The sequence below is a fragment of the Azonexus sp. R2A61 genome, assembly GCF_021401135.1.
Lineage (GTDB): Bacteria > Pseudomonadota > Gammaproteobacteria > Burkholderiales > Rhodocyclaceae > Azonexus.
This window is the reverse complement of record NZ_JACBFO010000005.1, coordinates 43989-69366: the sequence shown is the minus strand read 5'-3', so window position 1 is coordinate 69366 and position 25378 is coordinate 43989. Positions and strand designations below refer to the sequence as shown.

General features: G+C 62.4%; 26 protein-coding genes. 9 read left to right on the top strand and 17 right to left on the bottom strand.

All coding sequences use genetic code 11. The annotated features are described in order from the left end of the window. Nucleotides 1-76 precede the first annotated feature (76 nt). Nucleotides 77-1372, bottom strand: coding sequence for a DEAD/DEAH box helicase (locus L0962_RS15765; protein ID WP_234087429.1), 1296 nt, complete (start codon nt 1370-1372; stop codon nt 77-79). A 193-nt stretch (nt 1373-1565) separates the two neighbouring features. Between L0962_RS15765 and L0962_RS15760 the strand changes: the two genes are divergently transcribed. Further along, nucleotides 1566-2657 (top strand): ABC transporter substrate-binding protein, encoded by a 1092-nt coding sequence (locus L0962_RS15760; protein WP_234087428.1) that lies wholly within the window; start codon nt 1566-1568, stop codon nt 2655-2657. Here L0962_RS15760 and L0962_RS15755 read toward each other — a convergent pair whose 3' ends face one another. The 14 genes from L0962_RS15755 to L0962_RS15690 all read right to left on the bottom strand — a co-directional run bounded on the left by L0962_RS15755 (nt 2658) and on the right by L0962_RS15690 (nt 16991). Continuing rightward, nucleotides 2658-3845, bottom strand: coding sequence for an O-succinylhomoserine sulfhydrylase (locus tag L0962_RS15755; protein ID WP_234087427.1), 1188 nt, complete (start codon nt 3843-3845; stop codon nt 2658-2660). It lies immediately after the preceding gene. A gap of 4 nt (nt 3846-3849) precedes the next feature. Further along, entirely contained in the window at nt 3850-5388 is a 1539-nt protein-coding gene (gene purF, locus L0962_RS15750; RefSeq protein WP_234087426.1) for an amidophosphoribosyltransferase, read from the bottom strand. A 13-nt stretch (nt 5389-5401) separates the two neighbouring features. Then, nucleotides 5402-5893: a CvpA family protein gene (locus tag L0962_RS15745; RefSeq protein ID WP_234087425.1), complete on the bottom strand. Its 492-nt coding sequence runs from the start codon at nt 5891-5893 to the stop codon at nt 5402-5404. After that, entirely contained in the window at nt 5890-6681 is a 792-nt protein-coding gene (locus L0962_RS15740) for an SPOR domain-containing protein (RefSeq protein WP_234087424.1), read from the bottom strand. Before L0962_RS15740 ends, L0962_RS15745 begins: the two co-directional genes overlap by 4 nt. Nucleotides 6682-6686: 5 nt before the next feature. Beyond that, nucleotides 6687-8009, bottom strand: coding sequence for a bifunctional tetrahydrofolate synthase/dihydrofolate synthase (folC, locus tag L0962_RS15735; RefSeq protein WP_234087423.1), 1323 nt, complete (start codon nt 8007-8009; stop codon nt 6687-6689). Beyond that, entirely contained in the window at nt 8006-8875 is an 870-nt protein-coding gene (gene accD, locus L0962_RS15730; RefSeq protein WP_234087422.1) for an acetyl-CoA carboxylase, carboxyltransferase subunit beta, read from the bottom strand. The genes folC and accD overlap by 4 nt, the downstream gene beginning before the upstream one ends. After that, nucleotides 8872-9678 carry a tryptophan synthase subunit alpha gene (gene trpA / locus L0962_RS15725; protein WP_234087421.1) on the bottom strand — a complete coding sequence of 269 codons (807 nt, stop codon included), beginning with the start codon at nt 9676-9678 and terminating at the stop codon, nt 8872-8874. The genes accD and trpA overlap by 4 nt, the downstream gene beginning before the upstream one ends. After that, nucleotides 9678-10883, bottom strand: coding sequence for a tryptophan synthase subunit beta (gene trpB, locus L0962_RS15720; protein WP_234087420.1), 1206 nt, complete (start codon nt 10881-10883; stop codon nt 9678-9680). The genes trpA and trpB overlap by 1 nt, the downstream gene beginning before the upstream one ends. A 131-nt stretch (nt 10884-11014) precedes the next feature. Then, nucleotides 11015-11737, bottom strand: a complete 723-nt coding sequence (locus tag L0962_RS15715; protein ID WP_255680876.1) for a phosphoribosylanthranilate isomerase — start codon at nt 11735-11737, stop codon at nt 11015-11017. Continuing rightward, complete coding sequence (truA, locus tag L0962_RS15710; RefSeq protein ID WP_234087418.1) at nt 11721-12509, bottom strand: tRNA pseudouridine(38-40) synthase TruA; 789 nt, start codon at nt 12507-12509, stop codon at nt 11721-11723. Before truA ends, L0962_RS15715 begins: the two co-directional genes overlap by 17 nt. Next, a complete protein-coding gene (locus L0962_RS15705) occupies nt 12506-13099 on the bottom strand; it encodes a CbiQ family ECF transporter T component (RefSeq protein ID WP_234087417.1) in 594 nt (197 codons plus the stop codon). Before L0962_RS15705 ends, truA begins: the two co-directional genes overlap by 4 nt. 63 nt (nt 13100-13162) lie before the next feature. Continuing rightward, nucleotides 13163-16264: a FimV/HubP family polar landmark protein gene (locus L0962_RS15700; RefSeq protein ID WP_234087416.1), complete on the bottom strand. Its 3102-nt coding sequence runs from the start codon at nt 16262-16264 to the stop codon at nt 13163-13165. Nucleotides 16265-16306: 42 nt separating this feature from the next. After that, nucleotides 16307-16654 (bottom strand): helix-turn-helix domain-containing protein, encoded by a 348-nt coding sequence (locus L0962_RS15695; RefSeq protein WP_234087415.1) that lies wholly within the window; start codon nt 16652-16654, stop codon nt 16307-16309. Nucleotides 16655-16769: 115 nt separating this feature from the next. Beyond that, nucleotides 16770-16991, bottom strand: a complete 222-nt coding sequence (locus L0962_RS15690; protein ID WP_234087414.1) for a hypothetical protein — start codon at nt 16989-16991, stop codon at nt 16770-16772. A gap of 173 nt (nt 16992-17164) precedes the next feature. On the opposite strand from L0962_RS15690, the gene L0962_RS15685 reads away from it, so the two are divergent. From L0962_RS15685 to L0962_RS15655, 7 genes are all read left to right on the top strand, one after another. Next, nucleotides 17165-17461 carry a G5P family DNA-binding protein gene (locus tag L0962_RS15685; RefSeq protein WP_234087413.1) on the top strand — a complete coding sequence of 99 codons (297 nt, stop codon included), beginning with the start codon at nt 17165-17167 and terminating at the stop codon, nt 17459-17461. After that, nucleotides 17461-17619: a hypothetical protein gene (locus L0962_RS15680; protein ID WP_234087412.1), complete on the top strand. Its 159-nt coding sequence runs from the start codon at nt 17461-17463 to the stop codon at nt 17617-17619. The genes L0962_RS15685 and L0962_RS15680 overlap by 1 nt, the downstream gene beginning before the upstream one ends. Beyond that, nucleotides 17616-18848, top strand: a complete 1233-nt coding sequence (locus tag L0962_RS15675) for a phage/plasmid replication protein, II/X family (protein WP_234087411.1) — start codon at nt 17616-17618, stop codon at nt 18846-18848. Before L0962_RS15680 ends, L0962_RS15675 begins: the two co-directional genes overlap by 4 nt. Beyond that, on the top strand, nt 18848-19075 hold the full coding sequence (locus L0962_RS15670; RefSeq protein WP_234087410.1) for a hypothetical protein: 228 nt from the start codon (nt 18848-18850) through the stop codon (nt 19073-19075). The genes L0962_RS15675 and L0962_RS15670 overlap by 1 nt, the downstream gene beginning before the upstream one ends. A gap of 495 nt (nt 19076-19570) precedes the next feature. Beyond that, nucleotides 19571-21112, top strand: coding sequence for a hypothetical protein (locus tag L0962_RS15665; RefSeq protein ID WP_234087409.1), 1542 nt, complete (start codon nt 19571-19573; stop codon nt 21110-21112). Next, a complete protein-coding gene (locus L0962_RS15660; RefSeq protein ID WP_234087408.1) occupies nt 21112-21444 on the top strand; it encodes a DUF2523 family protein in 333 nt (110 codons plus the stop codon). The genes L0962_RS15665 and L0962_RS15660 overlap by 1 nt, the downstream gene beginning before the upstream one ends. After that, complete coding sequence (locus L0962_RS15655) at nt 21441-22547, top strand: zonular occludens toxin domain-containing protein (protein ID WP_234087407.1); 1107 nt, start codon at nt 21441-21443, stop codon at nt 22545-22547. Before L0962_RS15660 ends, L0962_RS15655 begins: the two co-directional genes overlap by 4 nt. A gap of 9 nt (nt 22548-22556) precedes the next feature. On the opposite strand, the gene L0962_RS15650 is transcribed toward L0962_RS15655, so the two are convergent. After that, nucleotides 22557-22790 (bottom strand): hypothetical protein, encoded by a 234-nt coding sequence (locus L0962_RS15650; RefSeq protein WP_234087406.1) that lies wholly within the window; start codon nt 22788-22790, stop codon nt 22557-22559. A 455-nt stretch (nt 22791-23245) separates the two neighbouring features. Between L0962_RS15650 and L0962_RS15645 the strand changes: the two genes are divergently transcribed. Beyond that, nucleotides 23246-24136, top strand: coding sequence for a site-specific integrase (locus L0962_RS15645; protein ID WP_234087405.1), 891 nt, complete (start codon nt 23246-23248; stop codon nt 24134-24136). Nucleotides 24137-24235: 99 nt separating this feature from the next. Here the strand turns inward: L0962_RS15645 and asd are convergent, their stop codons facing one another. Further along, nucleotides 24236-25369: an aspartate-semialdehyde dehydrogenase gene (gene asd / locus L0962_RS15640; protein WP_234087404.1), complete on the bottom strand. Its 1134-nt coding sequence runs from the start codon at nt 25367-25369 to the stop codon at nt 24236-24238. Nucleotides 25370-25378 lie beyond the last annotated feature (9 nt).

Here is a 25378-nt window from a genome sequence, read left to right as displayed (position 1 = left end):
CAGCTTTTCGGCTGCTTCCCCCGAAGCCGCCGAGGAAGGTCTTCACCGACCTTCCATCTTTTACTCAGGCAAGCAATCAGTGATGACGCTTGCCGCTATGATGCCCTTGCGGTCGACCGCCCGCGGGGGCATTTTTCCCACTCCCCTGACGGCTCTTGCCGGCATTGCCGGCGGCGGCCGGTTTGCGCGGCTGGCGCGGCGGCTGGACCGGGCGCGGCGCCGCCACGGCAGCCTGCTCGAAGCCATCGACCACCATGCGCTCGAGCGTGCGCCGGATCAGCTTTTCGATGTCCTTCAGCTGCGGACGCTCGTCGTGACAGACCAGCGAGATCGCCTCGCCTTCCATGCCGGCGCGGCCGGTACGGCCGATGCGGTGAACGTAATCCTCGGCCACGTTGGGCAGTTCATAATTGATCACGTAGGGCAAGGCATCGATGTCGATGCCGCGTGCCGCGATGTCGGTGGCGACCAGTGCCGCCAGCTTGCCGTCCTTGAACTCCGACAAGGCCCGCGTGCGCGCGCCCTGCGATTTGTCGCCATGAATCGCCGCCGCCTTGATGCCGGCCTTGTCCAGCGTGCGCGCCAGCGCATCGGCACCATGCTTGGTACGGGCGAAGACCAGCACTTGATGCAGGCTGCGCGTGGTGAACAAATGCTTGAGCAATTCCTTCTTCTGCTCGCGGTTGCATTCGATGACCTTCTGCGTCACCGTCTCCGCCGCCGTATTGCGCGGCGCAACGTCGACCGACACCGGCTGCTCGAGCAAGCCCCCCGCCAGTTCGCGGATTTCCGGTGAAAAGGTCGCCGAAAACAACAGGTTCTGGCGCTGTTTCGGCAACAACGCGATGATCTTGCGGATATCCCGGATGAAGCCCATGTCGAGCATGCGATCAGCTTCGTCGAGGACGAAAATCTCGATGCCGGACAGGTTGACCGTAGACTGCTGCACGTGATCGAGCAGACGGCCCGGCGTCGCCACCAGGATATCGACACCGCGACGCAGATTGGCGATCTGTGGATTGATGCCGACGCCGCCGAAGACGGCCAGCGAATTGACCGGCAGGTATTTGCCGTAGGTCTGCACGCTCTCCTCGACCTGGATCGCCAGTTCGCGCGTCGGCGTCAGCACCAGCACGCGCGGCGTCCGGGCGACGCGGGACAGGCAGTCGTTGGCACCGGCCGTCAGACGTTGCAGGATGGGCAGCGTGAACCCGGCGGTCTTGCCGGTACCGGTCTGGGCGCTGGCCATCAGGTCGTGGCCGGCAAGCACAGCAGGAATGGCCTGCTGCTGGATCGGCGTCGGCGTGTCATAGCCCTGTTCGGCAACAGCGCGCTGGATGTCGGCGCTCAGGCCGAGGTCGGAAAACTTCATGGGAAAACTTTCTTGGAGCCGGCAACGAACGTCGGCCGGATGGCTGCCGCGCACAACCTGCGGCGGCATGATTGGGGTGGCAATTTTACCCTGTCTTGGGGCAAGCCGCGAAACGCCTGTCGCCGGAACGGCATTTCATCGGCCGGCAACATTTCCCGGGCAAAGTGTGCGGCCCGCTTCAGCAAGGCATCACATGAAGTCCCGTTTCATCGCACTGGCAATGCTGCTCGGCAGCCTCAGCGCTGTCCTGCATGCCCAGACCGTACCGCCGACCCCCATCGTGGTCGCCCAGCCACTGGCCCCCCGATCCGGATCGGCTGATTATCAGCGCGACTTCGCGCTGGGTGCCAAGGTCTATTTCGATCACGTCAATCTCGCCGGCGGCATCCGCGGCCGACGCATCGTCCATCGCCTGGTGGACACTGCCGATGCCCCGGCCCGGCGCTTGCTGGCCGAACGCCCGGATGTGCTGTTCGGCATCGTCGGCGATGCAACGATCGATGCCGTGGCGCGCGATCCGGCCGTACGCGCCGGCCGACTGCCATTGTTCGCCACCATCGGCTACGCACCGGCCGCCGGCGATGGCGCAATCGCCCTGCGCCCCTCACTGGACGACGAAATCGTCGCCATGCTGGCGCAACTGCAACAGTTCGGGATCGCCAGCTTTGCGCTGCTGCATGGCAATGATCTTCCGGGCGCGACCATCGCGCAAATCGAGCAACGCGCAACGGGGCTGGGGATCGGCATCGCTGTCCGCCAAGTCCTGCTGAACCGGAGCGCCAATCAGCCGGAAGCGATTCAGGCCGTTTTCGCGCGTCGACCGCAAGCCGTGCTGGCCATTGCCGACACGCTTGGCGTGGCAAACTTTTTCCGGGAATACCGCAAGCGGGATCCGGGCGCTTTCCTGGCCACCTCATCGCAGGCCGATATCCGGACCTTGACCGAGGTGATGGGCCAGCAGGCGGCACGCGGCCTGATCGTCAGCCAGGTCGTCCCTTCGCCCAACGCCCCGAGCGAAATCGCCCGCGAGCACCGGCGACTGATGGCACGTTACGCCGATGAGCCGGCCTCGCCGGCAACGCTGGAGGGCTTCATCGCGGCCCGGGTACTGGTCACTGCGCTGAACGGCGCCAGCGAAATCACGCCAACGGCGCTTCGCCGCGCCCTGAGCGCCAGCGGGAAACTCAGGCTGGGCGGTTTCGCGCTCGATTTCGAGCGTCCATCGCGCCCCTCGGACTTCGTCGAGCTCAGCGTCGTGACACGCGACGGCAAGCTGTTGCGCTGATCAGATCAGCGCCAGCCCGCGCGCCAGGTCGTCCTGCAGGTCTTCGACCGCTTCCAGGCCGACCGCAACACGCAGCAGACCTTCGCTGATTCCCGCCGCCGCCCGGGCTTCCGGCGTGATCCGTCCATGCGTGGTCGACGCCGGATGGGTGATCGTCGTCTTGACGTCGCCCAGATTGGCGGTGATCGACAGCAAGCGGCAGTTGTCCACCACCGCCCACGCCTGTTCGCGTGCGCCCTTCACCTCGAAGGAAACGATTGCACCGCCGCTCTTCTGTTGCTGCATCGCCAGTTGGTGCTGAGGGTGCGAAGGCAGGCCGGGGTAGAAAACCCGGGCAACCTTGGGGTGCGTCTCGAGCCAGGCCGCCAACCGGGCAGCCCGAGCCGCCTGCGCCTCGATACGCACCTGCAGCGTTTCCAGGCCCTTCAGCAGCACCCAGGCATTGAACGCCGACAGGGTCGGGCCGGCGGTACGCAGATATTTGAAGACTTCATCGGTCAGCTTCTTCGCACCGCAGACAGCTCCGCCAAGCACCCGGCCCTGACCATCGATGTATTTGGTGGCCGAATGCACGACCAGATCGACCCCGAGGTCGAGCGGCCGCTGCACGATCGGCGTGCAGAAACAGTTGTCGACGGCGACCAGGATGCCGTGCGCGTGAGCAATTGCGGTCAACGCCGAAATATCGGCAATTTCGGTCAGCGGATTCGACGGGGTTTCCAGGAAGAACAGTCTGGTTTCCGGACGGATCGCCGCTTCCCAGGCGGCCGGATCGGTATGTGACACGAAGGTGGTGGTGATGCCGGTACGCGCCAGGATGTTCGAAAACAACTGAACGGTTGCACCAAACAGGCTGTTCGACGCCACGATGTGGTCGCCCTGCTTGAGGTGAGCCAGCACCAGCGCCATGATCGCCGACATGCCGCTGGCCGTGGCGACGCAGTCTTCCGCCCCCTCGAGCGCAGCCAGCCGTTCCTCGAACATGCTGACGGTCGGGTTCGAGAACCGCGAATAAACGTTGCCCTCTTCTTCGCCGGAGAAACGCTTCGCCGCCTGGGCCGCACTCTCGAAGACGAAACTGGAGGTCAGATACAGCGCCTCGGCGTGCTCGCCGAACTGGCTGCGCTGCTGGCCGGCCCTGACGGCCAGCGTTTCCGGACGGTAGGCCGGCTTGTCGTGTTCGCTCATCGTATCAATCCTGCCCGCCGGCCAGCCCCAGCACCAGCTGCTGCGAGGCCTTGCCGTCTCCATCCTCGTCGTTCTTGCCAGAGGGCTTGCCGCCACGGCGGCCCTCGACGGCGTCGAGATAATGCTGATCGATGTCGCCGGTGATGTAGCAACCGTCGAAACAGGACGCATCGAACACGGTCAGGTCCGGCCGCAGACGGGTGACCGACTCCTTCAGCGCCGCCAGATCCTGGTAAACCAGCGCATCGGCACCGATTTCCGCGGCAATCTGGGCATCGGTACGACCGGTGGCGATCAATTCGGCACGGGTCGGCATGTCGATCCCGTAAACATTGGGATAGCGTACCGGCGGCGCGGCCGATGCGAAGTAGACCTTGACCGCCCCCGCGGCGCGGGCCATTTCGACGATTTCGTGGCTGGTCGTGCCGCGCACGATGGAATCATCCACCAGCAGCACGCGCTTGCCCTTGAACTCCTGGCCGACGGTGTTCAGCTTCTGGCGTACCGACTTCCGGCGCATGGCCTGACCGGGCATGATGAAGGTCCGGCCGACATAGCGGTTCTTGACGAAGCCCTCACGGAACGGGATGCCCAGCACCTGCGCCAGTTGCATCGCCGACGGACGGCTGGAATCGGGAATGGGAATGACCACATCGATCTCGTCGACCGGAATGTTGACCTTGACCTTTTCGGCCAGCAACTCGCCCATGGCCAGCCGGGCCTCGTAAACCGAAACGCCGTCGATCACCGTATCCGGCCGGGCCAGATAGACATACTCGAAGATGCACGGTGCGTAGATCGGCTGCTGTGCGCACTGGCGACTGTGCAGATTGTGTTCGAGGTCGATGAAGATCGCTTCGCCCGGCTCGATGTCGCGCACCGCCTTGAAACCCAGCGTATCGAGCGCAACCGACTCGGAGGCCACCAGATATTCCTTGCCGTCCGGCGCATCGTTCTCACCGTAGATCAGCGGCCGGATGCCGTGCGGATCGCGGAAGGCAAGCAGGCCGTAGCCCGAAATCATGGCGACGACCGCATAGGCGCCACGGCAGCGGCGATGCACCCCGGCGACGGCCTGGAAGATGCTGTCGACGTCGAGTTCGTAACCGTGCGCGGCCGACTGCAGTTCGTGCGCCAGCACGTTGAGCAGCACTTCCGAATCAGAATTGGTGTTGATGTGCCGGCGATCCAGCCGGAACATCTCGTCCTTCAACTGGTCGGCATTGGTCAGGTTACCGTTGTGACCGAGCACCAGGCCGAACGGCGAATTGACGTAGAACGGCTGCGCCTCGGCGAAATTCCAGGCCGAACCGGCCGTCGGATAACGGACGTGGCCGATGCCCCAGTTGCCGGGCAAGGCACGCATGTTGCGCGTCCGGAAGACATCGCGCACCAGGCCGGGCCCCTTGTGCAGATGGAAGGTATTGCCCTCCGCCGTTGCAATCCCGGCCGCATCCTGGCCGCGATGCTGGAGCACCATCAGGCCGTCGTAAAGCAACTGGTTGACCGGCGTGTTCGCCATGACGCCAAGAATCCCGCACATGTGTCTATCCTGCCTAACTGAATCGAATTCGTTTCGAGAGGTCGTGCGGCAGCAGCGGTTTCAGCGCCAGCACGGCTGTTTCGAGAGGGGGCGCCAGCGTGGCTTCACGCCACCATGGCTGGGTCGGTGCCGCAGTCATGCCACCGAGCGCGACCAGCACCAGAATGATCAGCACGCCACGCACGACACCGAAGAACATGCCGAGCAGACGGTCCGAGACGGTCAAGCCAAGCGCCTTGACTGCCTTGAGGATCAGGATGCGCACGATAGCCATCGCCACCAGCACCCCGACAAAAATGAGCACGCAGCCGAGCAGCGCGCGACCGGTCGGATCCTCGACCCCGGAAAAGACTGCCGCACCGGCTTCGACGCCGAACCGGAAGGCGGCGAAAATACCCAGTCCCCAGGCGGCCAGCGCGATCATCTCGCTGACCATGCCGCGCCACAGGCCGAAACCGAGGGAAAGCACGATCACGGTAATGGCCACATAATCGAAAATCGTCATGACTTGGCGGCAACAACGCCGGAAACCCCGATCCGCCGCATCTTGTCGAGCGCCTTCTCGGCCGCGTCACGATTCGGGAAGGGCCCGGCCCGGACCCGCGTTTTCTTGCCTTGCGGCGTATCCAGCGGTTCGGTGAAGGTCTTGATGCCTTGCTCGCCGAGCTTTTTCTTCAGATTGGCGACGTTGACCGGATCGGAAAACGCCCCGATCAGGATGAGGAATTCCCCACCGTTTTTGACCTGCGAAGCCTCCGCCGGCTTGCCGGCAAGAATCGCCGCCGCACGTCGGGCCTCGTCATCGGCCGGTTTGACCTTGTTCTTGTCCTCGGCCGGCTTGTCGACGGACTTGGCGGGTTTGGGTGCGTCCTTGTCGGTGGCTGGCTTGGGCTTCGGCTCGACCTTGGGTTTTTCCTCGACCTTGGGTTTTTCGTCGGATCTGGCAGGCGTCACCCGCTCGCTATCGAGCACACGGGCGGTCGGCGCGAGCGGTCTGGCAGTGGCTTCCGGTGCAGCAGCCGGCGGAGCTTCCCGCTCCGGCCGCGGTAGCGGCGTCGAGCGCGGCTCCTCGGCGGGGCTTTCCTGAGGCGCCGGAGCGACCGCCTGGGTCGGCGCAAAGGCCCTGTCGTCCTGGCCCGGGATGCGAATCTCGACATCCTGAACCGGCGGGCGCGGATCCTGGTCCATGACCATCGGTAGCACGATGGCGACGACGGAGGCGAAGAAGACGGCCCCCACCAGGCGCCGCCGCGCGCGCTTCTTCAATTGCAGCTGTGCGTCGTTGTCTTCCACGAAAATCAGGCTTTCCGGCCAAGCGCCCTGAGCGCCCCGGCCACCGTATAGAACGAACCGAAGGCGACGATTCTATCACTTTCGCCGGCCCGACTCCGGGCTGCCTGCATGGCAGCTTCCGGCGAGGCATGACAAACCGTCTCGCCGCCCAGCACATGCGTCGCAATGATTTCCGCCAACTGCTCTGCCGTCGTCGCCCGCGGCCCGGACAACGATGCCAGATGCCAGACATCGACCCGCCCCTTGAGTACGCTCAGCGCACCGGCGATATCCTTGTCGGCGAGCATGCCGACCACCGCGTGGGTACGGTCGAAGAAACCCATGTTGCCCAGGTTGCCGGCAAGCACGGAAACGGCCTGCGGGTTGTGACCGACATCGAGCACGATGGCCGGTTTGCCGGGCAGCACCTGGAAACGGCCGGTCAATTCGGTTTCGATCAAGCCCGGGCGGATCGCCTGCATGGTGACCGGCAGTCGATCGGCAATCGCTTCCAGAGCGGCCAGCGCGACGCTGGCATTGAGCAGTTGCGTCGGGCCGCGCAGCCCCGGGTAGGCCAGCGAGCGCTTGATCACCTGTTCGCCGTGACGGCACCACCAGCGCCATTGCAGGCGATTCTCGGCGGCTTCGGCGGCAGGACGTTCATAGCCGAAATCCCGGCCGAGCAGACGCAGATCGGCGCCGATTGCCGCTGCCCGATCGAGCAGGCGCTGCGGCGGCTGCGGATCGCCGCACAAGGCCGGTTTGCCGGCCCGGTAAATGCCGGCCTTCTCGAAACCGATGGCTTCACGGTCGGGGCCGAGCCAGTCGGTGTGATCGAGGGCCACGCCGGTAACGATGGAAACATCCGGTTCGTAGGCGTTGACCGCATCAAGACGCCCCCCAAGACCGACTTCGAGCACCAGTGCCTCGACGCCGGCCGCAGCGAAGACTTCCCAGGCGGCCAGGGTGCCGAATTCGAAATAGGTCAGCGCAACGCCAGTCGCCTGGCGCGCCGCCTCGACCTTGGCGAATGCCTCGCACAAGGCCACATCGCTGGCCGGCACGCCATTCAGGCGCACCCGCTCGTTGTAGGCCAGGATATGCGGCGAACTGTAGCAGCCGACCTTGTAGCCGGCGCGATCGAGGATGGTTTCCAGATAGGCGCAGGTCGAGCCCTTGCCATTGGTTCCGCCGACTGTGATCACCGGACAGGACTCGCGCTGGCCGAGCGCCGCCTTGACCTGCAGGATGCGCGTCAGCCCCAGTTCGATGCCGGCCTGCCCCTTGGGGTGCAGGCTTTCGAGATGCGCCAGCCAGTCGGCCAGCGTCCTTGCGTCGGGCGAACTCAAGCGGCAGCCGGCAGTTTCAGCAGCAGGGCGAGCGTGCGGGCGATCTGATCGCGCATCTCGCGACGGTCGACGATCATGTCGATCGCCCCCTTCTCGAGCAGGAATTCGGAACGCTGGAAGCCTTCCGGCAGCTTTTCGCGCACCGTCTGCTCGATGACGCGCGGCCCGGCGAAACCGATCAGCGCGCCCGGCTCGGCCATGACCACGTCGCCGACAAAGGCGAAGGACGCCGAAACGCCGCCCATGGTCGGATCGGTGAGTACCGAGATGAACGGCTGGCCGACATCCGCCAACCGGGTCAGCGCGGCCGTCGTCTTGGCCATCTGCATCAGCGAGAACAGGCCTTCCTGCATGCGCGCGCCGCCCGAAGCGGTGACGCAGATGAAAGGCATTTTCTGTTCGATGGCAACGTTGACCCCGCGCACGAAACGTTCGCCGAGCACCGATCCCATTGAACCGCCCATGAAATCGAAGGCAAACGCCGAAGCAACAACCGGAATGCTCTTGATCGCCCCCTGGATGACCACCAGCGAATCGCTCTCGCCGGTACTCCGGTTGGCGTCCATCAGACGATCCGGATACTTCTTGGAATCCTTGAATTTCAGCGTGTCGACCGGAACGACCTCGGCACCGATTTCATAGCGGTCCTCGGGATCGAGCAGCAGGTCGAGGCGCTGACGGGCATCGACGCGATTGTGATGGCCGCACTTCGGGCAGACGTTGAGATTCTTTTCCAGATCGGTCGCGTAGAGCACCGCCTCGCACGACGGGCACTTGCTCCACAGCCCTTCGGGCAGGCTGTTGCGACGCTGCGTACCCTGCTCGCGCTTGATCTTGGGGGGAAGGAGTTTGTCCAGCCAGCTCATGCTTTCACCTCATCTACGCCGCGGCGGATGTCCGAAACCAGCGCTTTCACGTTGGCACAGGCATTTCCTGCGGTCGACCGTTCAATTTCTTCAATAATCCGGCTGCCCACGACGACGGCATCGGCAAAGGCGGCAATGCGCGCCGCCGTCGCCGCGTCGCGGATGCCGAAACCGACGCCGACCGGCAGGCCGGTCTGTTCGCGGATCTGCGGCAGCTTCTGTGCCACCGCGTCCACATTCAGCGCCCCCGAGCCGGTCACGCCGGCCAGCGACACGTAATAGACATAACCACTGGCGATCTTGGCCGTGTGCGCGATGCGCTCGGCGCTGGAGGTCGGCGCGATCAGGAAGATCGGATCCATGCCGTTGGCCTTCATTGCAGCACCGAAACGCTCGGCTTCCTCCGGGGGATAATCGACCACCAGCACGCCGTCCACGCCTGCGGTCGACGCCGCCAATGCAAACTTTTCCAGCCCCATCGCTTCGATCGGGTTGGCATAGCCCATCAGCACCACCGGCGTCGTCGCATCGGTCTTGCGGAATTCGGCGACCAGTTCGAGGACGATGCGCAGCTTCATGCCCCTGGCCAGCGCACGTTCGGAAGCACGCTGAATGGTCGGACCGTCGGCCATCGGGTCGGAGAAGGGGACGCCCAGTTCGATGATGTCGGCGCCAGCCTCGACCAGCGCCTGCATCAGCGGCACGGTCAGCGCCGCGTCGGGGTCGCCGGCGGTGATGAAGGGAATCAGCGCCTTGCGGCCCTCGCCTTGCAGGCGTGCAAAGGTTTTTTGGATGCGCGACATCAGAATACGATCCCCGACTTCTCGGCCACGGTGTGCATGTCCTTGTCACCCCGGCCGGAGAGGTTGACCAGCAGAATCTTGTCTTTCGCCAGGGTCGGCGCCAGCTTCATCGCATAGGCGATGGCGTGGCTCGATTCCAGCGCCGGGATGATGCCCTCCAGGCGGCACAGGTCGTGGAAGGCCTTGAGCGCTTCGTCGTCCTTGATCGGCTGGTATTCGGCGCGGCCGATGTCCTTCAGCCAGGCGTGTTCCGGGCCGACGCCGGGATAGTCGAGACCGGCCGAGACCGAGTGCGTCTCGATGATCTGGCCGTCCTCGTCCTGCAGCAGGTAGGTGCGGTTGCCGTGCAGCACGCCGGGCACGCCAGCGGTCAGCGAGGCGGCGTGCAGGCCAGTCTCGATGCCGGAACCGGCGGCTTCGACACCGATCAGGCGCACGTCGGGCACGTCGATATAGGGGTAGAAGATGCCCATCGCGTTAGAACCGCCGCCAACCGCGGCGATCACCGCATCCGGCTGACGCCCGGCCATTTCCGGCATCTGTTCGAGGCATTCCTCGCCGATGATCTTCTGGAAATCGCGCACCAGCATCGGGTACGGATGCGGGCCGGCAACGGTGCCGATGATGTAGAAAGTGTTGTGGATGTTGGTGACCCAGTCGCGCATCGCTTCGTTGAGCGCGTCCTTCAGCGTCTTCGAGCCGGATTCGACCGGCACCACCTTGGCGCCGAGCAGCTTCATGCGATAGACGTTGGCCGCCTGCCGGCGCACATCCTCGCTGCCCATGTAGACGACGCATTCGAAACCGTAGCGGGCGGCCACCGTCGCCGTGGCGACGCCGTGCTGGCCGGCGCCGGTTTCGGCGATGACGCGCGGCTTGCCCATGCGCTTGGCGAGCAGTGCCTGGCCGATGCAGTTGTTCACCTTGTGCGCGCCGGTGTGGTTCAGGTCTTCGCGCTTCAGGTAGATCTGGGCGCCGCCGCAGATCTCGGAGAGACGCTTGGCGTGGTAGATCGGCGACGGGCGGCCGACGAAATGCTTGAGTTCGTAGTCGTACTCGGCGCGGAAGGCCGGATCGGCCTGGGCGGCGGCGTAGGCGGCCTTCAGCTCGTCGAGCGCGCCGAACAGGGTTTCAGCAACGAAGACGCCGCCGTAGGGGCCGAAATGGCCGCTGGCGTCGGGAAATTGATAAGGCGATGCAGACATGGCGATACTCCGGAAAAGCAGGAAAACAGGCAACAAACTGACGAACGGAGCAATCCGTCGTCAGAGATGGTCCGCCTGGTGGCGCCGCCAACAGGTCCGGGTGATACCGCCGGCCGATTCCCGCATGTCCTTCATCCTTGGTCGATCGTCGCATCGGCCGCCCTGACGGCGGCCACGAAAGCGGCGATCCGGTCGTGATCCTTGATGCCCTTGCCCGCTTCCACGCCGGAAGACACGTCGACCGCCGCCGGCCGCACGCGCCGGATGGCGTCGCCGACGTTGGCTGCGGTCAACCCGCCGGAAAGCACCAAAAACCCGGGCAGGGCGGGCGGAATCAGCGTCCAGTCGAAAACGTGGCCGCCACCGCCGTAACCCTCGACGAAAGCATCGAGGAGCAAACCGCGCGCGTCGGAAAACGAGCGGGCGAATTCTACCAGATTGAGCTCCGGCCTCACGCGCGCCGCACGCAGCCAGGGTCTGGCGAATTGACAGCAGTAGGCCGCATCCTCATCACCATGGAACTGCAGCAGCGAAAACGGCGCAACGGCACAGGCTGCCCGCACGTTTTCCGGCGTCTCGTTGACGAACAGCCCGACGACATCGACAAACGGCGGAATCCGCCGGGCCAGCTCGGCCGCCCGTGCCGCCGTCACATAGCGCGGACTGTGCGGATAAAGCACGAAACCGATGGCATCGGCCCCGGCCGCAACGGCCGCGTCGACATCCGCTTCACGGGTCAGGCCGCAAATCTTGATGCGGGTCATTCTTGCCTCCTGCTTGCGGTCGACCGCAAAAAACGATGAATTTTCCCGTCGACCGCAGGAATACGCCAAACCTTCATGGCAGCATCGCATCGATCGGGTCGTCTGCCGCTTCCGGCAAGCCCCAGCACGGCTCGTAGATCGGTCCGCGAAAATACAGCCCGTCGGGCGAGAAGGTTGGTGCCGCCAGCCGGCGATCACGCATCTGCAGCAATTCGTCGATCCAGCCCGGCGTTTGCGCCCCCTTTCCGATGTAGACCAGGGTGCCGACCAGATTGCGCACCATGTGGTGCAGAAAGGCCGTCGCTTCAAAATCGAAGACGAACAGGCTGCCAACCTGCCGGACCTGTGCCTCGCGCAGCGTCTTGATCGGCGAACGCGCCTGGCAACCGGCCGCGCGGAAGGCGGAAAAATCATGCTCGCCGAGCAGTCGACCGCAAGCCTCCTGCATCTGCTGCAGATCGAGTTCGCCGTGAAACCAGCCGACCCGTCCCTGCCACAGCCCAGGCCGCTGCGGCCGGTTGAGCAGGAGGTAGCGATAACGCCGGCCGCGCGCCGAAAAGCGCGCATGAAAATCCTCGCCGACCGGTTGCGCCCACAACACCGTCACCCCCTCCGGCAAATGCGCGTTGACGCCGCGCACCCAGGCGCTGAGCGGACGATCCACCGGGACATCGAAATGAACGACCTGCCGGGTCGCATGAACACCGGCATCGGTGCGCCCGGCACACAGCGTCGACACCGGCGTACCGGCAATTCTGGCCAACGCCGACTCCAGCGCGTCCTGCACGGTCCCACCATCGGCCTGACTCTGCCAGCCGCGGAAAGGTGCGCCGAAGTACTCGACGCCAAGGGCAACTCTCATGACCATAGGGCAAATACCAGAATGATCAGCGCCAGCGCGACCAGCCCCTGATCGCGCGGCTGCCAGGGGCTTGACTCGATCCGCAGACTTCCTGCCCCCGCCGGGTCGGCCAATGGCTGTCCATGCAGCATGCGCCGCCACGCACCCTTGGCCGCCGGCGCCTGAACCTGTTCGAGCACCAGCGACAAGCGGACCACCAGGCGCCCGGTTTCCACACCCAGCACGCGCAACGGAGAGAGCGCCCCCCACAGACCGGCCACCAAACCGTCGCGTCCCTGCCGGACAAACAACCAGGCCAGCACGATCAGCATGACAACGAGACGTACCGCATGACGGCTGGCCTCGACCGCCCCTTCGTAGGTCGGCGCCCAGGCCGAATCGCCCAAGGCCTCGCCGGGAGTGTGATAAGCAATGATCAACCACAAGCTGAGCAACAGCCAGCGCGCCCGTTTCACATAGCGCCAGGCAGCTGCCGGACCGCCGCCGGCCCACAAAAAGACGACGGCAATCGCCAGCAACGCCGGATAATCGAGCGACTGGACAGCCAGCGTGACAAGCAGCCAAACGATCAGCGCAGCAGTGGGGTGCACGGGATTCCTTGAAAAACGAACGGCCCCTTTCGGGGCCGTTCGGCTTGAAGGGAGAGCGGTATTTTAACCGCCGATACGGTTCAGGATATCGCTGGCCTGGGTCACCAGATCTTCGCTTCCCTCGCCGACCACTTCCTGCAGCAACTCGCGGGCCCCCTCAAGGTCACCCATTTCCTCGTAGGCCTTCGCCAGGTCAAGCTTGGTATTGACCTCTTCCCAGTGCGCATCGTGCGCCGGCGGCAGCGAAACCGGCGGAACCTCGGCCGGAGCAGGCGCAGCCGGCGGCTCGGAAAGATCCAGGTTGATCGAACCGATATCGAAATCGCTTGGCATCATCGGCTGACCGAGGAAAACGGAATCGCTCAGCTTGACGTCGAAGTCGACATCATCGCCGGCATCCTGACCGGTTACCGGTGCGCCCGGATTGACCACCGTGCTGACCATGTCGGGATGATCGAAATCCAGATCGTCGGCAACCATCGGTGTGACCTGAGCATTAACCACGGTCTGGGCGGCAGCCTCGGGCACCTCCGGCACCAGCACTTCCGGTTCCGGTACTACCGCAGGCTCTGCCTCAGCCAATTCGGAAAGGCCAAAAGCCCGAATTTCGGAATCCGACATCGCCCCCGGCATGACCAGCGTACCGGCCGGCGAAAAATCGGGCAGGGACTCTTCGGCAGAAACCGCATCGATTTCCAATGCCGGCAATTCGTCCGCCGGCGATTCGACTGCACGCGACGGGGCAACCTGGGCGACATCCGGGGAAACGGCCGCGCTCGCAGGCTCATCGCCACCGACCATGCCACTCAGGTCAAAGTCGATCGCGTCCATCGCCTGGTTCAGATCGGCCTCCGCAGCATTTTCCGACTCAACCGGCACTTCCTTCTGCTCGCCGGTCACGACGGTATCGACATAAGGCTCATCAAAACCGGCCTCTTCCGCAGCGGGCGCCACCGAAACCGCTTCTGCGGCAGGTTTCACAGCAAACTCGAAATCGAGATTCATCGGATCCAGGGCTTGCGGCTCACCGACTTCCGCAGTCGATTCAGGTGCAACTGGAACAGCCTCGGTCGCCGATGCATTCAGCGGTGCGTCAGCAACAAGCGGATCAGCGATCGTCGGGGCCGGTGCAGGCGCTTCCGACTGCCGTACGGCACCGGCTTCATCCGCAACACCCGACTGAGCAGCGGCCAGCGCGGCAGCAGCCACCGCCGACGACGCGACAACCGTCTCCGCACCGGCGCTCTTCAGCTTGGCTTGATAGAGCGGATTCCGCGGATCGAGCTCGGCACCGAGTGCAGATACCTTTTCCCATTCCGGCCCGATGCCGGCCGTTTGCGCATAAAGCTCACTGGCCAGGGTTTCGAACTGCTTCAGACTGCGCCGGTTGGCATAAATCTCCAGCAACTTGGCGTGGATGGCCAATCGCTGCGGATCCTTCTGCAAGGCCTCAAGCAGAATTTCTTCCGCCTGAGCATCCCGACCATAGGCCATGTAGACATCGGCCTCGGCAACCGGATCGACTTCGTCGGTATCGATCGTTCCGGGACCGGCCTGACTGAACTCTCCGGTCTGCGGCGGCGTATTGCCGGTATCGACACTCTGACCGCCGGTCATCCGGAAAACCGAATTCGGGCCAAGACTGGAAGGCGCTCGCACGGCCGTCGTTTCCGGAGCCAGCGGGGTATTCGACTTGCGCCGACGATAAACGAACAGGCCAGCCAGCAAGGCCAGAGCACCGACGCCGCCGACCAGCGGCAGCGGATCCTCGAGCACGCTGTCGAGCATGCCAGGTTCGTCGACATCCGGCGCCTGCTCGACTACTGGCGGCGGCGCCTTGGGCTTTTCTTCCGTCTTTTGTTCGACCGGCTCGGCCGGTGCTACCGGCTTTTCCTCGACCACAGGCTGCACGACCGGCTTCTCGGCTTCCGGCTTGACCGACTCGGCGGTGGGCACTGAAGGCACCACCGGCGGCTTGACGCCATCTCCGGCCGGCTGTTTTTCGAGTTCGGCGAGACGTTGGTTCTTCATCTCCAACAGCTTCTGCAGTTCGCCGACATTCTTTTCCAACAGGGTCACACGCTCCTCGGCCTCCTTCAAGGCTTTCTCGCGCGCCACCCGATCAGCTTCGGCAGCAGCCGACGCTTTTCCCGAAGCATCCGTTCGAGCGACCTTGAGCTGATCCTTTGCCGGATCCAGTGCCGGTGTTTTTTCCTCCACCTTCGGCGTGATCTTGCCGCCGGTCCGTTGCTGCGCGGCAGGCGCCTCCCCGGTTTCCGACTTGCTGGCGGCTGCCGCCAGCTTGTTGCGGTAAGCGCCGAAATCACCGGTCTGCACGTAGATGCTGCGAGTTTCCTTGGCCGTCACCGCCTCGACCGCTGATTTCTCCGGCAGATTCAGGATCGCCCCCGCCTTCAGGCGGTTGATGTCGTTACCGATGAACGCGTCACGATTATTGCGGTACAGGCCGACCAGCATCTGCTCCAGGGAAACACCTTCATACTGGTTCAGCGAAGCGATCTTGCGCAGCGTGTCACCACGCTCGACCACATACGCATTTCCCTCCGTGGCAGGCTTGGCAGGCGCCGGAGCTGGCTTGGCAGGCTTGGCAACCGAAACACCGGCGGCTGCCCTGGCTTCGGCAGGCGCACGGGCTGCGGGCTTGGCAGACGCAGCAGCACCGCCACCTTGGACTGTCTCGACGATACGCGCGTCAGCGGAAGTGCGAGCATTCTGCTGCGTCGCATACTCAGGTGGATCGAGCAGAAAGGTATATTCACGAACCAGCTTGCCGGCCGGCCAATTCAACTCGATCAGAAAATCGAGAAACGGCTCGTTGACCGGACGAACCGATGTCACCTTGAGCACCGCACGGCCACCGCTTTTCTTCTCGATGGCAAATCTCAGGTCGGTCAACCCGGATGCATATTCGACACTCGCCTGCTTGAAAACTTCCGCTGGCGCCAGGCGAGCGGTCATTCCGGGCAATTCGTCCTTCTCTCCCGAAATTTCGACTTCTGCCCGGAGCGGCTGCCCCAGACCGGAGAAAACGGTCAGTTTTCCAAGCGACGCCGCCTGCGCGGCCCACGGGAAAGAAATCAGACATGAAGCGACCGCAATGGCAGCGGCACGCAGCTTGAATTGGCAGCGATTGTTTTCGTTCACGGCCAGGCCCTGAGCGTATTATTTGGGACTTTCAAATTAACATCATGCACTTAGCAATGCAAGCTGAATTGTTTTGTTAAGTACCGGGGAAAACATAAAAACAACAGCGAATGACGCGGCCATCCCACCTAGGCTTTTCATATAGTCAGACCACGCTTTTCTGCGACTTTCGTCTTTCTCCGCTGCAGCCCGAACTATTGCAATGACCGTATCCAGGGATTTTCCCGTTGCCTGCGCGATTTTCAGACAAGCGAAGTCGTCCGGCGCTCTTTGGTTGTTGTAGTAGCTGCTGATTGCTTGCTTTGATACGCCTAGGTTTCGGGCCAGTTCGCCGTCCGTCTCAATGCCTAGAGCATTTTTTGTATCGTCTAACAGTTCTGAAATTTTCATAGTTTTCTCCGGTCTGGGTTGGTGCACGATAGTCCTCACTTGAGGTCTTGACAACGTCCACATCCGAGGACTTAAATCCGCCCTGTCTTCACATGAGGACTCACCCAGGGATGGATCAGGAGGAAACCGGATGCCCGCGAGTCACAACCAGCCAGACCCAAAGCAGCATCGCCAGCACGGCGACGATGCGCAGAGCCTCTTTCCAGAATCTGGCCGTTTTCCGGTCGCTGAATCGCGCCGATACCACCAGCATGCCGACGAAGTACACCAAGCCAATCGCGATGAATCCCGCGCCGATGGTCTTGAGCATCTCGATGATGGGTTGAAGTGCGCCCATAAATCCCCCTGTCAAATCCCGGAATCATATCTCAGCGCCTTAATTGCGGTTCTGACTGATCCCGTTTTCACCTTTGTTGCTGGTTTCAGCCTGGGCGCCTTTGTTGTCGTCCATGCGGTCACTGGCGCCCTCGCCGCTATTCCGGCGGCTTTTTAACCAGAGGAGAAGTAACGATGTTGAAAGTAACTGTCGAGACCACTGTGGTCGACGTCAAGAACGGCACCAGCGCCAAAACCGGCAAGCCGTATTCGATCCGCGAACAAGAGGCTTGGATTTACGCCTACGGCAAGGACGGAAAGCCCTACACCCACCCGCAAAAGTTCAAGCTGACGCTGGACGACGATCAGGCGGAACCGTATCCGCTCGGGCAATACATCCTCGACCCGGCTTCGATCTACATCGACCGTTTCGGGCAAGTCGCGATCCGCGCCCGGCTGCGTTCTGCTGCTCAGATCGCCAAGGCTGCGTGATGTTTCTCACCGGCAAGCCCGCCTTCTTCAAAACGTTTCTGCGCTGGTTGAAAGATCAAGCGGAAACGGCGGCGTATGTCGATGACGAAAAGGCACGCGCTGAGTTGGAGATTGTTACCGCTTGGGTCAATCGTTATCTCAAGGCGTTCCAGAAATGACGCTTTGCCCCCTGCCCCTCAACACGTCGGCCCCGCTGTCGGGCGTCGTGCCTTTCGAGGTCGTGGGGGGCACCCAATCGGGTCCGGGTTCCTTTGTAATACCCGGCCAAAGTGCACCAGGGTGCACTTTTGATGCTCCCGAGGGTCTGCTGCTCGACTGGATCACCCTACGGATTTCGGTTAATGAACTGCCCCCGCTCTTGCAGGAACGGCTTTTCGCCAACCTCGATTCCGTCTGTGCCTTTGTCCTCGACGGCCAAGGCAACCCCCTAGAACTGCGCTGGGAGTCCAAGCGCCTGAACTTCGACGCGCTGCGCTCCGATGCCCCCGGTCTGTACATGACCGTGACCTATGTCGGCGCGGAGTGCTTTTTCTACCTCGGCGCTTCGCCCGCCTCGCTGACACAGGATTGCAACGTCTTCGGTTCGCTCGATATCCGAGCCGGCGCGGATGCCATCATCAGCCACGCCCGCCGCTGCTTCGCCTGCTGGCTGCCGCATCTTGAGGATTGGGAGTGCTGCCGCCTCGATGTGACCGGGAACTACGCCCTGCCCGATGCCGCGATGGTCAAGACGGCGCTCCGCACCCTGTTGCAGACCGACAACGCCCGCCGCAAGGCCACCAGTGCCAAGAATGGCGGCGACACGGTGCTGTGGTCGCCGACCTCCGACCGCTTCGCCGGCAAGGCGTACCACAAGGGGCCGCACCTTCGTTATCTGGCAGAGAAGGAACAGATCGACCTTGACCCGGAGCGCCTCGCGCTCGCGGATCGCCTCTTGCGGCTGGAATTGCGCGTCGGTTCGCGCTTCTTCCGCGAAATCAAGAATTCCAAGCGCCACCCGGCTTTTGCCGGGCGTCCATGGCACAACTTCACCCGGTCGGAACTTGCGGGCCTCCACCGGGCTTTTTTCGGCCCGCTCGTTGATGGTGTAGAGGTGAGAAACATGGGACGAGTTGAAGCGATCGCGCTCATAGCAGCCGCGAATGGAATTTCAGAGGGCCGCGCCCGTGCGGCCTATGGGACGTACAAGGCCATCAAGGATAGTGGCCTAGATGAAGTCAAAGCTAGCATGGCAAAGCGCACTTTCCTGCTGCACAAAATGCACCTGCTTGCCGCTGGCTATTCCGACGCCGACCTGTGCGCCGGGAATGTCGTCCAGTTCAAGCCGATCCGTATTGTCCTGGCGCAGCCGGTGTCTGGCTGGGATGATCTTAGGAAGGCCGCCTGATGCCCTTCGCCGCCGCCGCCTTCGTCGCCATCGTTTTCCCCACCTGGGAGCGCGTCACCCCGGAGACTGTAACCAAGGAAGTCCCGGTGCTGCACTCCTACGGCCTGCCCGGTTCCGTCCAGTCGGCCGATTGGCGCAAGCAAAAGCCGTCGACGGACGCCTGCCCGATCTGGGATCACGGCCGCGTCATCGGGTTTTCACTCGGCTGTAAGGACGCTTCCCGGTGATCTGCGCTTTCATCGATCCAGCCACCGGGGCCGTTTTTCCCATGGTTCCCCAGCCCGCGACTGTCGCCGGCTGCGCCCTCGTTATTCAATCAGGGACGGAAGTTACTGCGAACCCGTTCCTGATGTCCCGTGCAGATGCTTCACAGCTTGGCGTTTCCATAGGCGTGCTGTGGGTCACTGTCGCTGTCATTAAAACCGTATGGCGGCGTAATTAACCACCTTTCAAGGAGTTTCAAAAATGGCTCAACTTACCTCCACCATCGAAGGCTTCCTGGCCGACGCCACCTCGGCCGGTGTTGCCATGGCCGTCATTGGTATCACCCTGGGCGTGATCGCGCTCGTCCGTCGCAAGAACTAAGCGGACAGGGCTATCCCCCTCGCATCCCGAGCGTCACCGAAGGGACGCGAGGGGGATAGCCCGCTCGTCATCATGGAAGCTCTCGACGGTTTTTGGATACTGGTCGCCATCCTCGGCACGTGCTGGATCATCGCATCATGATTCGCGTCGTTCTCTATGCCCTGCTGCTTTATATCGGTCTGATCGGTAGTTATCACGCGCGCGCTGATAGCCAATCGGTCCCCGCTCTAACCCGTGAAGTACCGGACTTAGAGGTTTGGATGAGCTTCCAGCACGACTGGGGCTTTTCTTCCCGCTATGATCAGGGCATCTCCGGTTTTATCGCTGGCCAAGGCTATCCCACTACATGCGATTATTCCGAACCGCAAAAAGGGACCGTCTCGCGCCGTGTCGCTGCCGGTACATGCTCACAGCCGTCCCGCGGTCTCACTTTCACCGTTTATCTTACGTCAGGCTGCGCGACTGGCTTTACGGCTTATGGCCAGCAGTGTCTTCGCACCGAAAAATATTGTCCTGATGCCACTTACACGCTCAACACCACGAATAACATGTGCGAGCGGAACACCGAACGGCCCTGCCCGTCCGGACAGTCACACCCCGATTCCTACTATGACCTCGGCGCCGATGGTAGAGGCGGTATTCGTGGATGCGCCACGAATGGCTGTTGGGTCTCGTTCTCTGGCACGTGGCCGGCGGGTATCGACCGCACCAACGGCAAGATTTACGGTAAAGGATCTTGGAACTACGTCGGCGAAAAACAGGGGGAATGCACGCCCGGCGGCGTCAATCCCGCATCAATCGCTCCCGAGTCCCCGAAGCCGCCCTGTAAGCCGTCCGAAGGCGTACTGACGTCGAGCAGCGGCAAAGTCGCCTGTGTGCCCGAAGGCACGCCGGACAGCAGCAAACCCACTGTCAAGAAAGAACAGAAGTCCGAGACTTACCCGGACGGCTCCACAAAGAACACGGAGACGACCAAGACCACCGACCCCAAGACCGGCGCCACGGATACCAGCAGTACGACCACCACCAGCGCCGGCCCGAATGGCGGCACACAAGCCGGCCAGCCCGGCACCAGCACCAGCGAGAGCAGTTCGCAAGGGTCCGGGGGGAAGGACGGCAAGGGCGACGACGAGAACAGCGATTTTTGCGACAAGCACCCCGAACTGAAGGTCTGCAAGGTCTCTGCCGCCAGCGGTGAATGTGACGGCTTCACCTGCGACGGCGACGCTGTGGATTGCGCGGTTGCTCGGGCGTCTTGGGAGAGCGTCTGTATCGAGCGAAAAAAGAAACTCACCGGCGCGGCCGACTGCAACGCCGAACCGACCTGCTCAGGCGATGAGATTCAGTGCAACATCGCGAAGACCGCGTGGAAACAGCGCTGTCAGATGGAATGGGCCGAGCGCGAAAACGACTTCTCAGCCGACTACGCATCCGCCGATGCTGCCTTCAAGTCCGGCAACGGCACCAGCTTGGTGAAAGAAAACGGCGACAACCCCTTCCAGCTTCGCAGCTACATCTCCGGTGGTTCGTCCTGTCCGCAGAACCTCAGCGTCCCGGTGTTCGGTAAGACCATAGACATCGGGTCCAGCATCATCTGTGCATACGCCGGCTTGATCGCCATTGTCCTGAAGATCATGGCTTGGCTGTTCGTTGCCCGCATCGTCATGGGAGCATTCTGATGGCCTTACCGCTCATTGCCACCAGCCTCGGCGGGATGATTATTTCCAGTCTGACGCTGTTTTTCGCCACCCGTCTCCCCGTCATCCTCGCCACGCTCGGCCTGACCGCTGTCGTCTACAAGGGGATCGATGTCTTCCTTGACCAGATCGTTGGGGCCATCCAGTCGGCTATGGTCGGCGGCAACATCCCGATTGGTAATACCGTCGTTGACGGTCTGTCGATCCTTGGCGCGGCTGGCGTCTGGGACGCTATCAACATCGTGCTGTCCGGTTATGCCGCCGTTGCCGCCATCAAGACCGCGAAAGTCTCCATCGAGGCCCTGAAAAAATGATCTACCTTATTACTGGCCTTCCCGGAAACGGCAAGACCCTATACACCCTCTGGCACATTCGGGACCGGGCGAAGAAAGAAAACCGCCCGGTTTTCATTTCTGGCGTCCCCGACTTGGCGATCACCGAGTGGAGCCAGATCGACGAGGACGCAGCGCGGAATTGGTACAACCTGCCGGACGGCGCGATCATCGTCATCGACGAAGCCCAGCGCATCTTCCGGCCACGCGCAGGCCGTGGCGAACCACCCGCCCACGTCTCCCAGCTCGAAACCCACCGCCACAAGGGTTACGACATCTACCTGATCACGCAGCATCCCAGCCTGATTGATCAGAACGTCCGCCGCCTCGCCGGCACGCATCGCCACGTGCAGCGCACCTTCGGCATGCAGCGCGCCACCATTCACGAATGGGGCGAAGTTCACATGGATTGCGAGCGCCGCCGCGAGGACAGCAGTAAGACGCAATGGAACTACCCGAAGGACGTCTATAGCCTCTACAAGTCGGCCGAGATGCACACTCACAAGGTCCAGATGCCGAAGCAAGTGTGGTATCTCGTCGCCTTGCTCTGCGTTCTGTTGTTCTGCGGCGGCTGGCTCTATGTCCGCATGGGTGCCCGCATGTCCGGCGAGGTGCCCGGCTACGAAGCCGGCTCCAAAACAGACAAGAGCGGTGCGCCTGTCGGCGATCAGATGGGCGCCCAGGGTGCCAGCTTCGGCACACAGGACCGTCAGCCACTCACAAAGAAGGAATACATCGACGCCATGATGCCGAGAATTCCCGAGATGGCCCACACCGCGCCCAGATACGACGAAGTCACCAAGCCCGTCGACGCGCCCTATCCGGTCGGCTGTATCCAGACGACAACGTCGTGCAAGTGCTACACCCAGCAACAAACGACCTACAACACCTCGCTGGAGTTCTGCCGAAACTTCGTTCGGAACGGTGGTTTTTTTCGCGACTGGCAACGGCCAGAGCAGGCTTCCCCCGCAGGGGGCGTCCCCGCGATGCAAGCGACCGGGGGACCCGTGCGCAGCATGGGGGACGAGCGCAGCAATCTGGCCGGCGCCGGCCAGTTCGAAGGGCCGATAGGCCCGGAGTCGTAAGGGTTCGCTTTATCTGAAAAGTGGCATCTGCGCGATGCTGTCCAGCTCGAGGACTAGTTGATTCGGTTTTTTCATTGCGCTGGCCATTCGCTTCTGGAATCCCTTCCACCAGGGTGCCACGCTCGCCTTGATGTATTGGGCCACGTCGCGCGCTGCCTTGATGGCCAGGTTTGTGACGAAGTCGAACAGCGGCATCTGCCGTGCCTCGAATTCCGCCCTGTCTTCCACTTTGAACCGTTTCATCTGACCACCTCGAAAAGTGCGCTGCGCTGCGCTTTCTTTCCGAAGTCCGGCGAAAGCCGGAACCGCACAGGGAAAGGAGGAAAATCAAGTGAACGTGGAATAAATGGGGGGTAGCCCGTAGGGGGGAACCGTTTATGCCGCGAAAGTCACTTGATAGGCCCGAAGGGCCGGTTTCGGACGGCCTGTGCGACCGCAAGACAACCCCCACGAGGGGCCGACTTGAGCGGTCGGGAATGGGGTTTATTCCCGAGCGTGATTTAGTCGGGCGTGCCGGCTTGCCGGCCGAGTTGGCTCCTTGCTAGAGGCCATGCGTCCGAACTGGCGTAGCCAGCCGCGCCGTCGTCCGGCGCGGGGATATGGCCGAACGCTGTGTCGGGAATGTTCCGCCGTTTTTGTCCCTGTGCTCCCTCACTCTGCCGGAGGCAGATTGAGGGAGCCTCGTTATTATCTGTCGCATGCAACTGGAACTTCCGGAACCGACTGACACCCTGACCACTCTTCTTGATGCTTACTGCCTCACAGGCGGCCGCGATCATAGAGGAATGCACCGCCTTAAATGGACGCTCGATTTCTGGAAGTCGCGCTACGGTGAAACCCCGGTTAATCAGATCTCGCGCCGCGATCTGAGCCTGCACATCGAGAGTCGTCGCATCCAAGGCAAGAGCAACAGCACGATCAACCGTGAGATCTCGATACTTTCCGCCGCAATCAATTACGCCGTCCGTCGCTGGGGTTGGCAGATCAACAATCCGGCTTCAGGCCTGTATCTGAAGCCACCCCCCGGTCGTTTGCGCTGGCTTAGTCTCACTGAAGCAACCCGACTCCTTGCGGCTGCACGTCAAAGTCAGGCCCCGCATTTACATGATTTCATCGTCCTGGCCATGAACACAGGCATGCGTCGCAGCGAGTTGCTGCGACTTTTTCCGGGCCAGATTGACCTTTTTACAAAAAAAATTTTGCTCGAACCTGAGCAAACGAAAAATGGGAAGAGACGTGTTATTCCGCTGAACAATCGCGCAATTGGTGCGATTCGTTCAAGAATCCAATTCAATCAGGACAATGGAATTACGCCGACACGCCTGTTTATGCAGAAAAATGGGCGTCCTGTGGTTCAGATCAATTCCGCGTTCAAGGTTGCGGTCGACCTCGCTGGCGTCGAGGATTTCAGAGTGCATGATTTGCGTCATACCTTCGCCAGTTGGCTGGTCAGTTCAGGCGTGCCGTTGCCCGAAGTTCGGGACCTGCTGGGGCATTCCAGCATTAAAGAGACTGAGCGATACGCTCACCTTCAACCAGGGTTGTTGCACAAAGCGGTTAGCGTTCTCGACGATATGCCATGCACTTAGCAATGCAAGCTAAACCTGCTTCTCATTCTGAGCATTTTGCATATTCCCCACAAATAAAAAAAGGGGCCGAAGCCCCTTTGTTTTTGCCGATTTTGACGATCAGGCGTCGAGCAGGATGCGCAGCATGCGGCGCAGCGGCTCGGCGGCGCCCCACAGCAACTGGTCGCCACAGGTGAAGGCGGCCAGGTATTCCGGGCCCATCGCCATCTTGTGCAGACGGCCGACCGGCACCGTCAGCGTGCCGGTGACGGCGGCCGGGGTCAGTTCGCGCTCGGAAATCTCGCGATCGTTCGGCACGACCTTGGCCCACGGGTTGGCCTTGGCCAGCATGTCGCTGATTTCGTCGAGCGGCACGTCCTTCTTCAGCTTGATGGTCAGCGCCTGGCTGTGGCAGCGCATCGCGCCGATGCGCACGCACAGGCCGTCGATGGGGATCGAACCGGCGCTGCGGAAAGCCGGCTTGCCGAGGATCTTGTTGCACTCGGCGCCGCCCTTCCACTCTTCCTTCGACTGGCCGTTTTCGTACGGCACGTCGATCCACGGGATCAGCGAGCCGGCCAGCGGCGTGTTGCGGAAGTTCTTCTTCGGGAAAGCATCCGACCGGATGGTTTCGGCGACTTTGCGGTCGATATCGAGGATGGCGGAAGCCGGGTCGGCCAGCAGGTCGGCGACGGACGAGTGGATCGCGCCCATCTGGGAGATCAGTTCGCGCATGTTCTGCGCACCGGCGCCGGAAGCCGCCTGGTAGGTCATCGAGGTGGCCCATTCGATGAGGTCGTTCTGGAACAGACCACCGAGGCCCATCAGCATCAGGGAAACCGTGCAGTTGCCGCCGATCCAGTTCTTGCCGCCCTTGGCCAGCGCGTCCTTGATCACGTGCATGTTGACCGGGTCGAGCACGATCACGGCGTCGTCGGCCATGCGCAGCGACGAGGCGGCGTCGATCCAGTGACCGTTCCAACCAGCGGCGCGCAGCTTGGGGAAGACTTCCTTGGTGTAGTCGCCGCCCTGGCAGGTGATGATGATCTCGCAGGCTTTCAGCGCCTCGATGTCGGACGCGTCCTGCAGCGGCAGGGAAGCTTCCTTGCCGCCGAAGACCGGCGCCTTGCCGCCGGCGGCGGACGTCGAGAAATAAACCGGATCGATATGGGCGAAATCGCCCTCTTCGACCATGCGCTGCATCAGCACGGAACCGACCATGCCACGCCAACCGACCAGACCAACCTTCTTCATGCTAGCTCT

What these genes read in the sequence shown, in the direction of transcription:
- L0962_RS15715 (WP_255680876.1), bottom strand. Translation starts at nt 11,737, where the DNA reads ATGCGATGCTGCCATGAAGGTTTGGCGTATTCCTGCGGTCGACGGGAA.
- L0962_RS15690 (WP_234087414.1), bottom strand. Translation starts at nt 16,991, where the DNA reads ATGGGCGCACTTCAACCCATCATCGAGATGCTCAAGACCATCGGCGCG.
- accD (WP_234087422.1), bottom strand. Translation starts at nt 8,875, where the DNA reads ATGAGCTGGCTGGACAAACTCCTTCCCCCCAAGATCAAGCGCGAGCAG.
- L0962_RS15675 (WP_234087411.1), top strand. Translation starts at nt 17,616, where the DNA reads ATGACGCTTTGCCCCCTGCCCCTCAACACGTCGGCCCCGCTGTCGGGC.
- L0962_RS15765 (WP_234087429.1), bottom strand. Translation starts at nt 1,372, where the DNA reads ATGAAGTTTTCCGACCTCGGCCTGAGCGCCGACATCCAGCGCGCTGTT.
- L0962_RS15660 (WP_234087408.1), top strand. Translation starts at nt 21,112, where the DNA reads ATGGCCTTACCGCTCATTGCCACCAGCCTCGGCGGGATGATTATTTCC.
- L0962_RS15685 (WP_234087413.1), top strand. Translation starts at nt 17,165, where the DNA reads ATGTTGAAAGTAACTGTCGAGACCACTGTGGTCGACGTCAAGAACGGC.
- purF (WP_234087426.1), bottom strand. Translation starts at nt 5,388, where the DNA reads ATGTGCGGGATTCTTGGCGTCATGGCGAACACGCCGGTCAACCAGTTG.
- L0962_RS15745 (WP_234087425.1), bottom strand. Translation starts at nt 5,893, where the DNA reads ATGACGATTTTCGATTATGTGGCCATTACCGTGATCGTGCTTTCCCTC.
- L0962_RS15645 (WP_234087405.1), top strand. Translation starts at nt 23,246, where the DNA reads ATGCAACTGGAACTTCCGGAACCGACTGACACCCTGACCACTCTTCTT.
- L0962_RS15760 (WP_234087428.1), top strand. Translation starts at nt 1,566, where the DNA reads ATGAAGTCCCGTTTCATCGCACTGGCAATGCTGCTCGGCAGCCTCAGC.
- truA (WP_234087418.1), bottom strand. Translation starts at nt 12,509, where the DNA reads ATGAGAGTTGCCCTTGGCGTCGAGTACTTCGGCGCACCTTTCCGCGGC.
- L0962_RS15665 (WP_234087409.1), top strand. Translation starts at nt 19,571, where the DNA reads ATGATTCGCGTCGTTCTCTATGCCCTGCTGCTTTATATCGGTCTGATC.
- L0962_RS15695 (WP_234087415.1), bottom strand. Translation starts at nt 16,654, where the DNA reads ATGAAAATTTCAGAACTGTTAGACGATACAAAAAATGCTCTAGGCATT.
- trpB (WP_234087420.1), bottom strand. Translation starts at nt 10,883, where the DNA reads ATGTCTGCATCGCCTTATCAATTTCCCGACGCCAGCGGCCATTTCGGC.
- L0962_RS15650 (WP_234087406.1), bottom strand. Translation starts at nt 22,790, where the DNA reads ATGAAACGGTTCAAAGTGGAAGACAGGGCGGAATTCGAGGCACGGCAG.
- L0962_RS15670 (WP_234087410.1), top strand. Translation starts at nt 18,848, where the DNA reads ATGCCCTTCGCCGCCGCCGCCTTCGTCGCCATCGTTTTCCCCACCTGG.
- L0962_RS15755 (WP_234087427.1), bottom strand. Translation starts at nt 3,845, where the DNA reads ATGAGCGAACACGACAAGCCGGCCTACCGTCCGGAAACGCTGGCCGTC.
- trpA (WP_234087421.1), bottom strand. Translation starts at nt 9,678, where the DNA reads ATGTCGCGCATCCAAAAAACCTTTGCACGCCTGCAAGGCGAGGGCCGC.
- L0962_RS15655 (WP_234087407.1), top strand. Translation starts at nt 21,441, where the DNA reads ATGATCTACCTTATTACTGGCCTTCCCGGAAACGGCAAGACCCTATAC.
- L0962_RS15680 (WP_234087412.1), top strand. Translation starts at nt 17,461, where the DNA reads ATGTTTCTCACCGGCAAGCCCGCCTTCTTCAAAACGTTTCTGCGCTGG.
- asd (WP_234087404.1), bottom strand. Translation starts at nt 25,369, where the DNA reads ATGAAGAAGGTTGGTCTGGTCGGTTGGCGTGGCATGGTCGGTTCCGTG.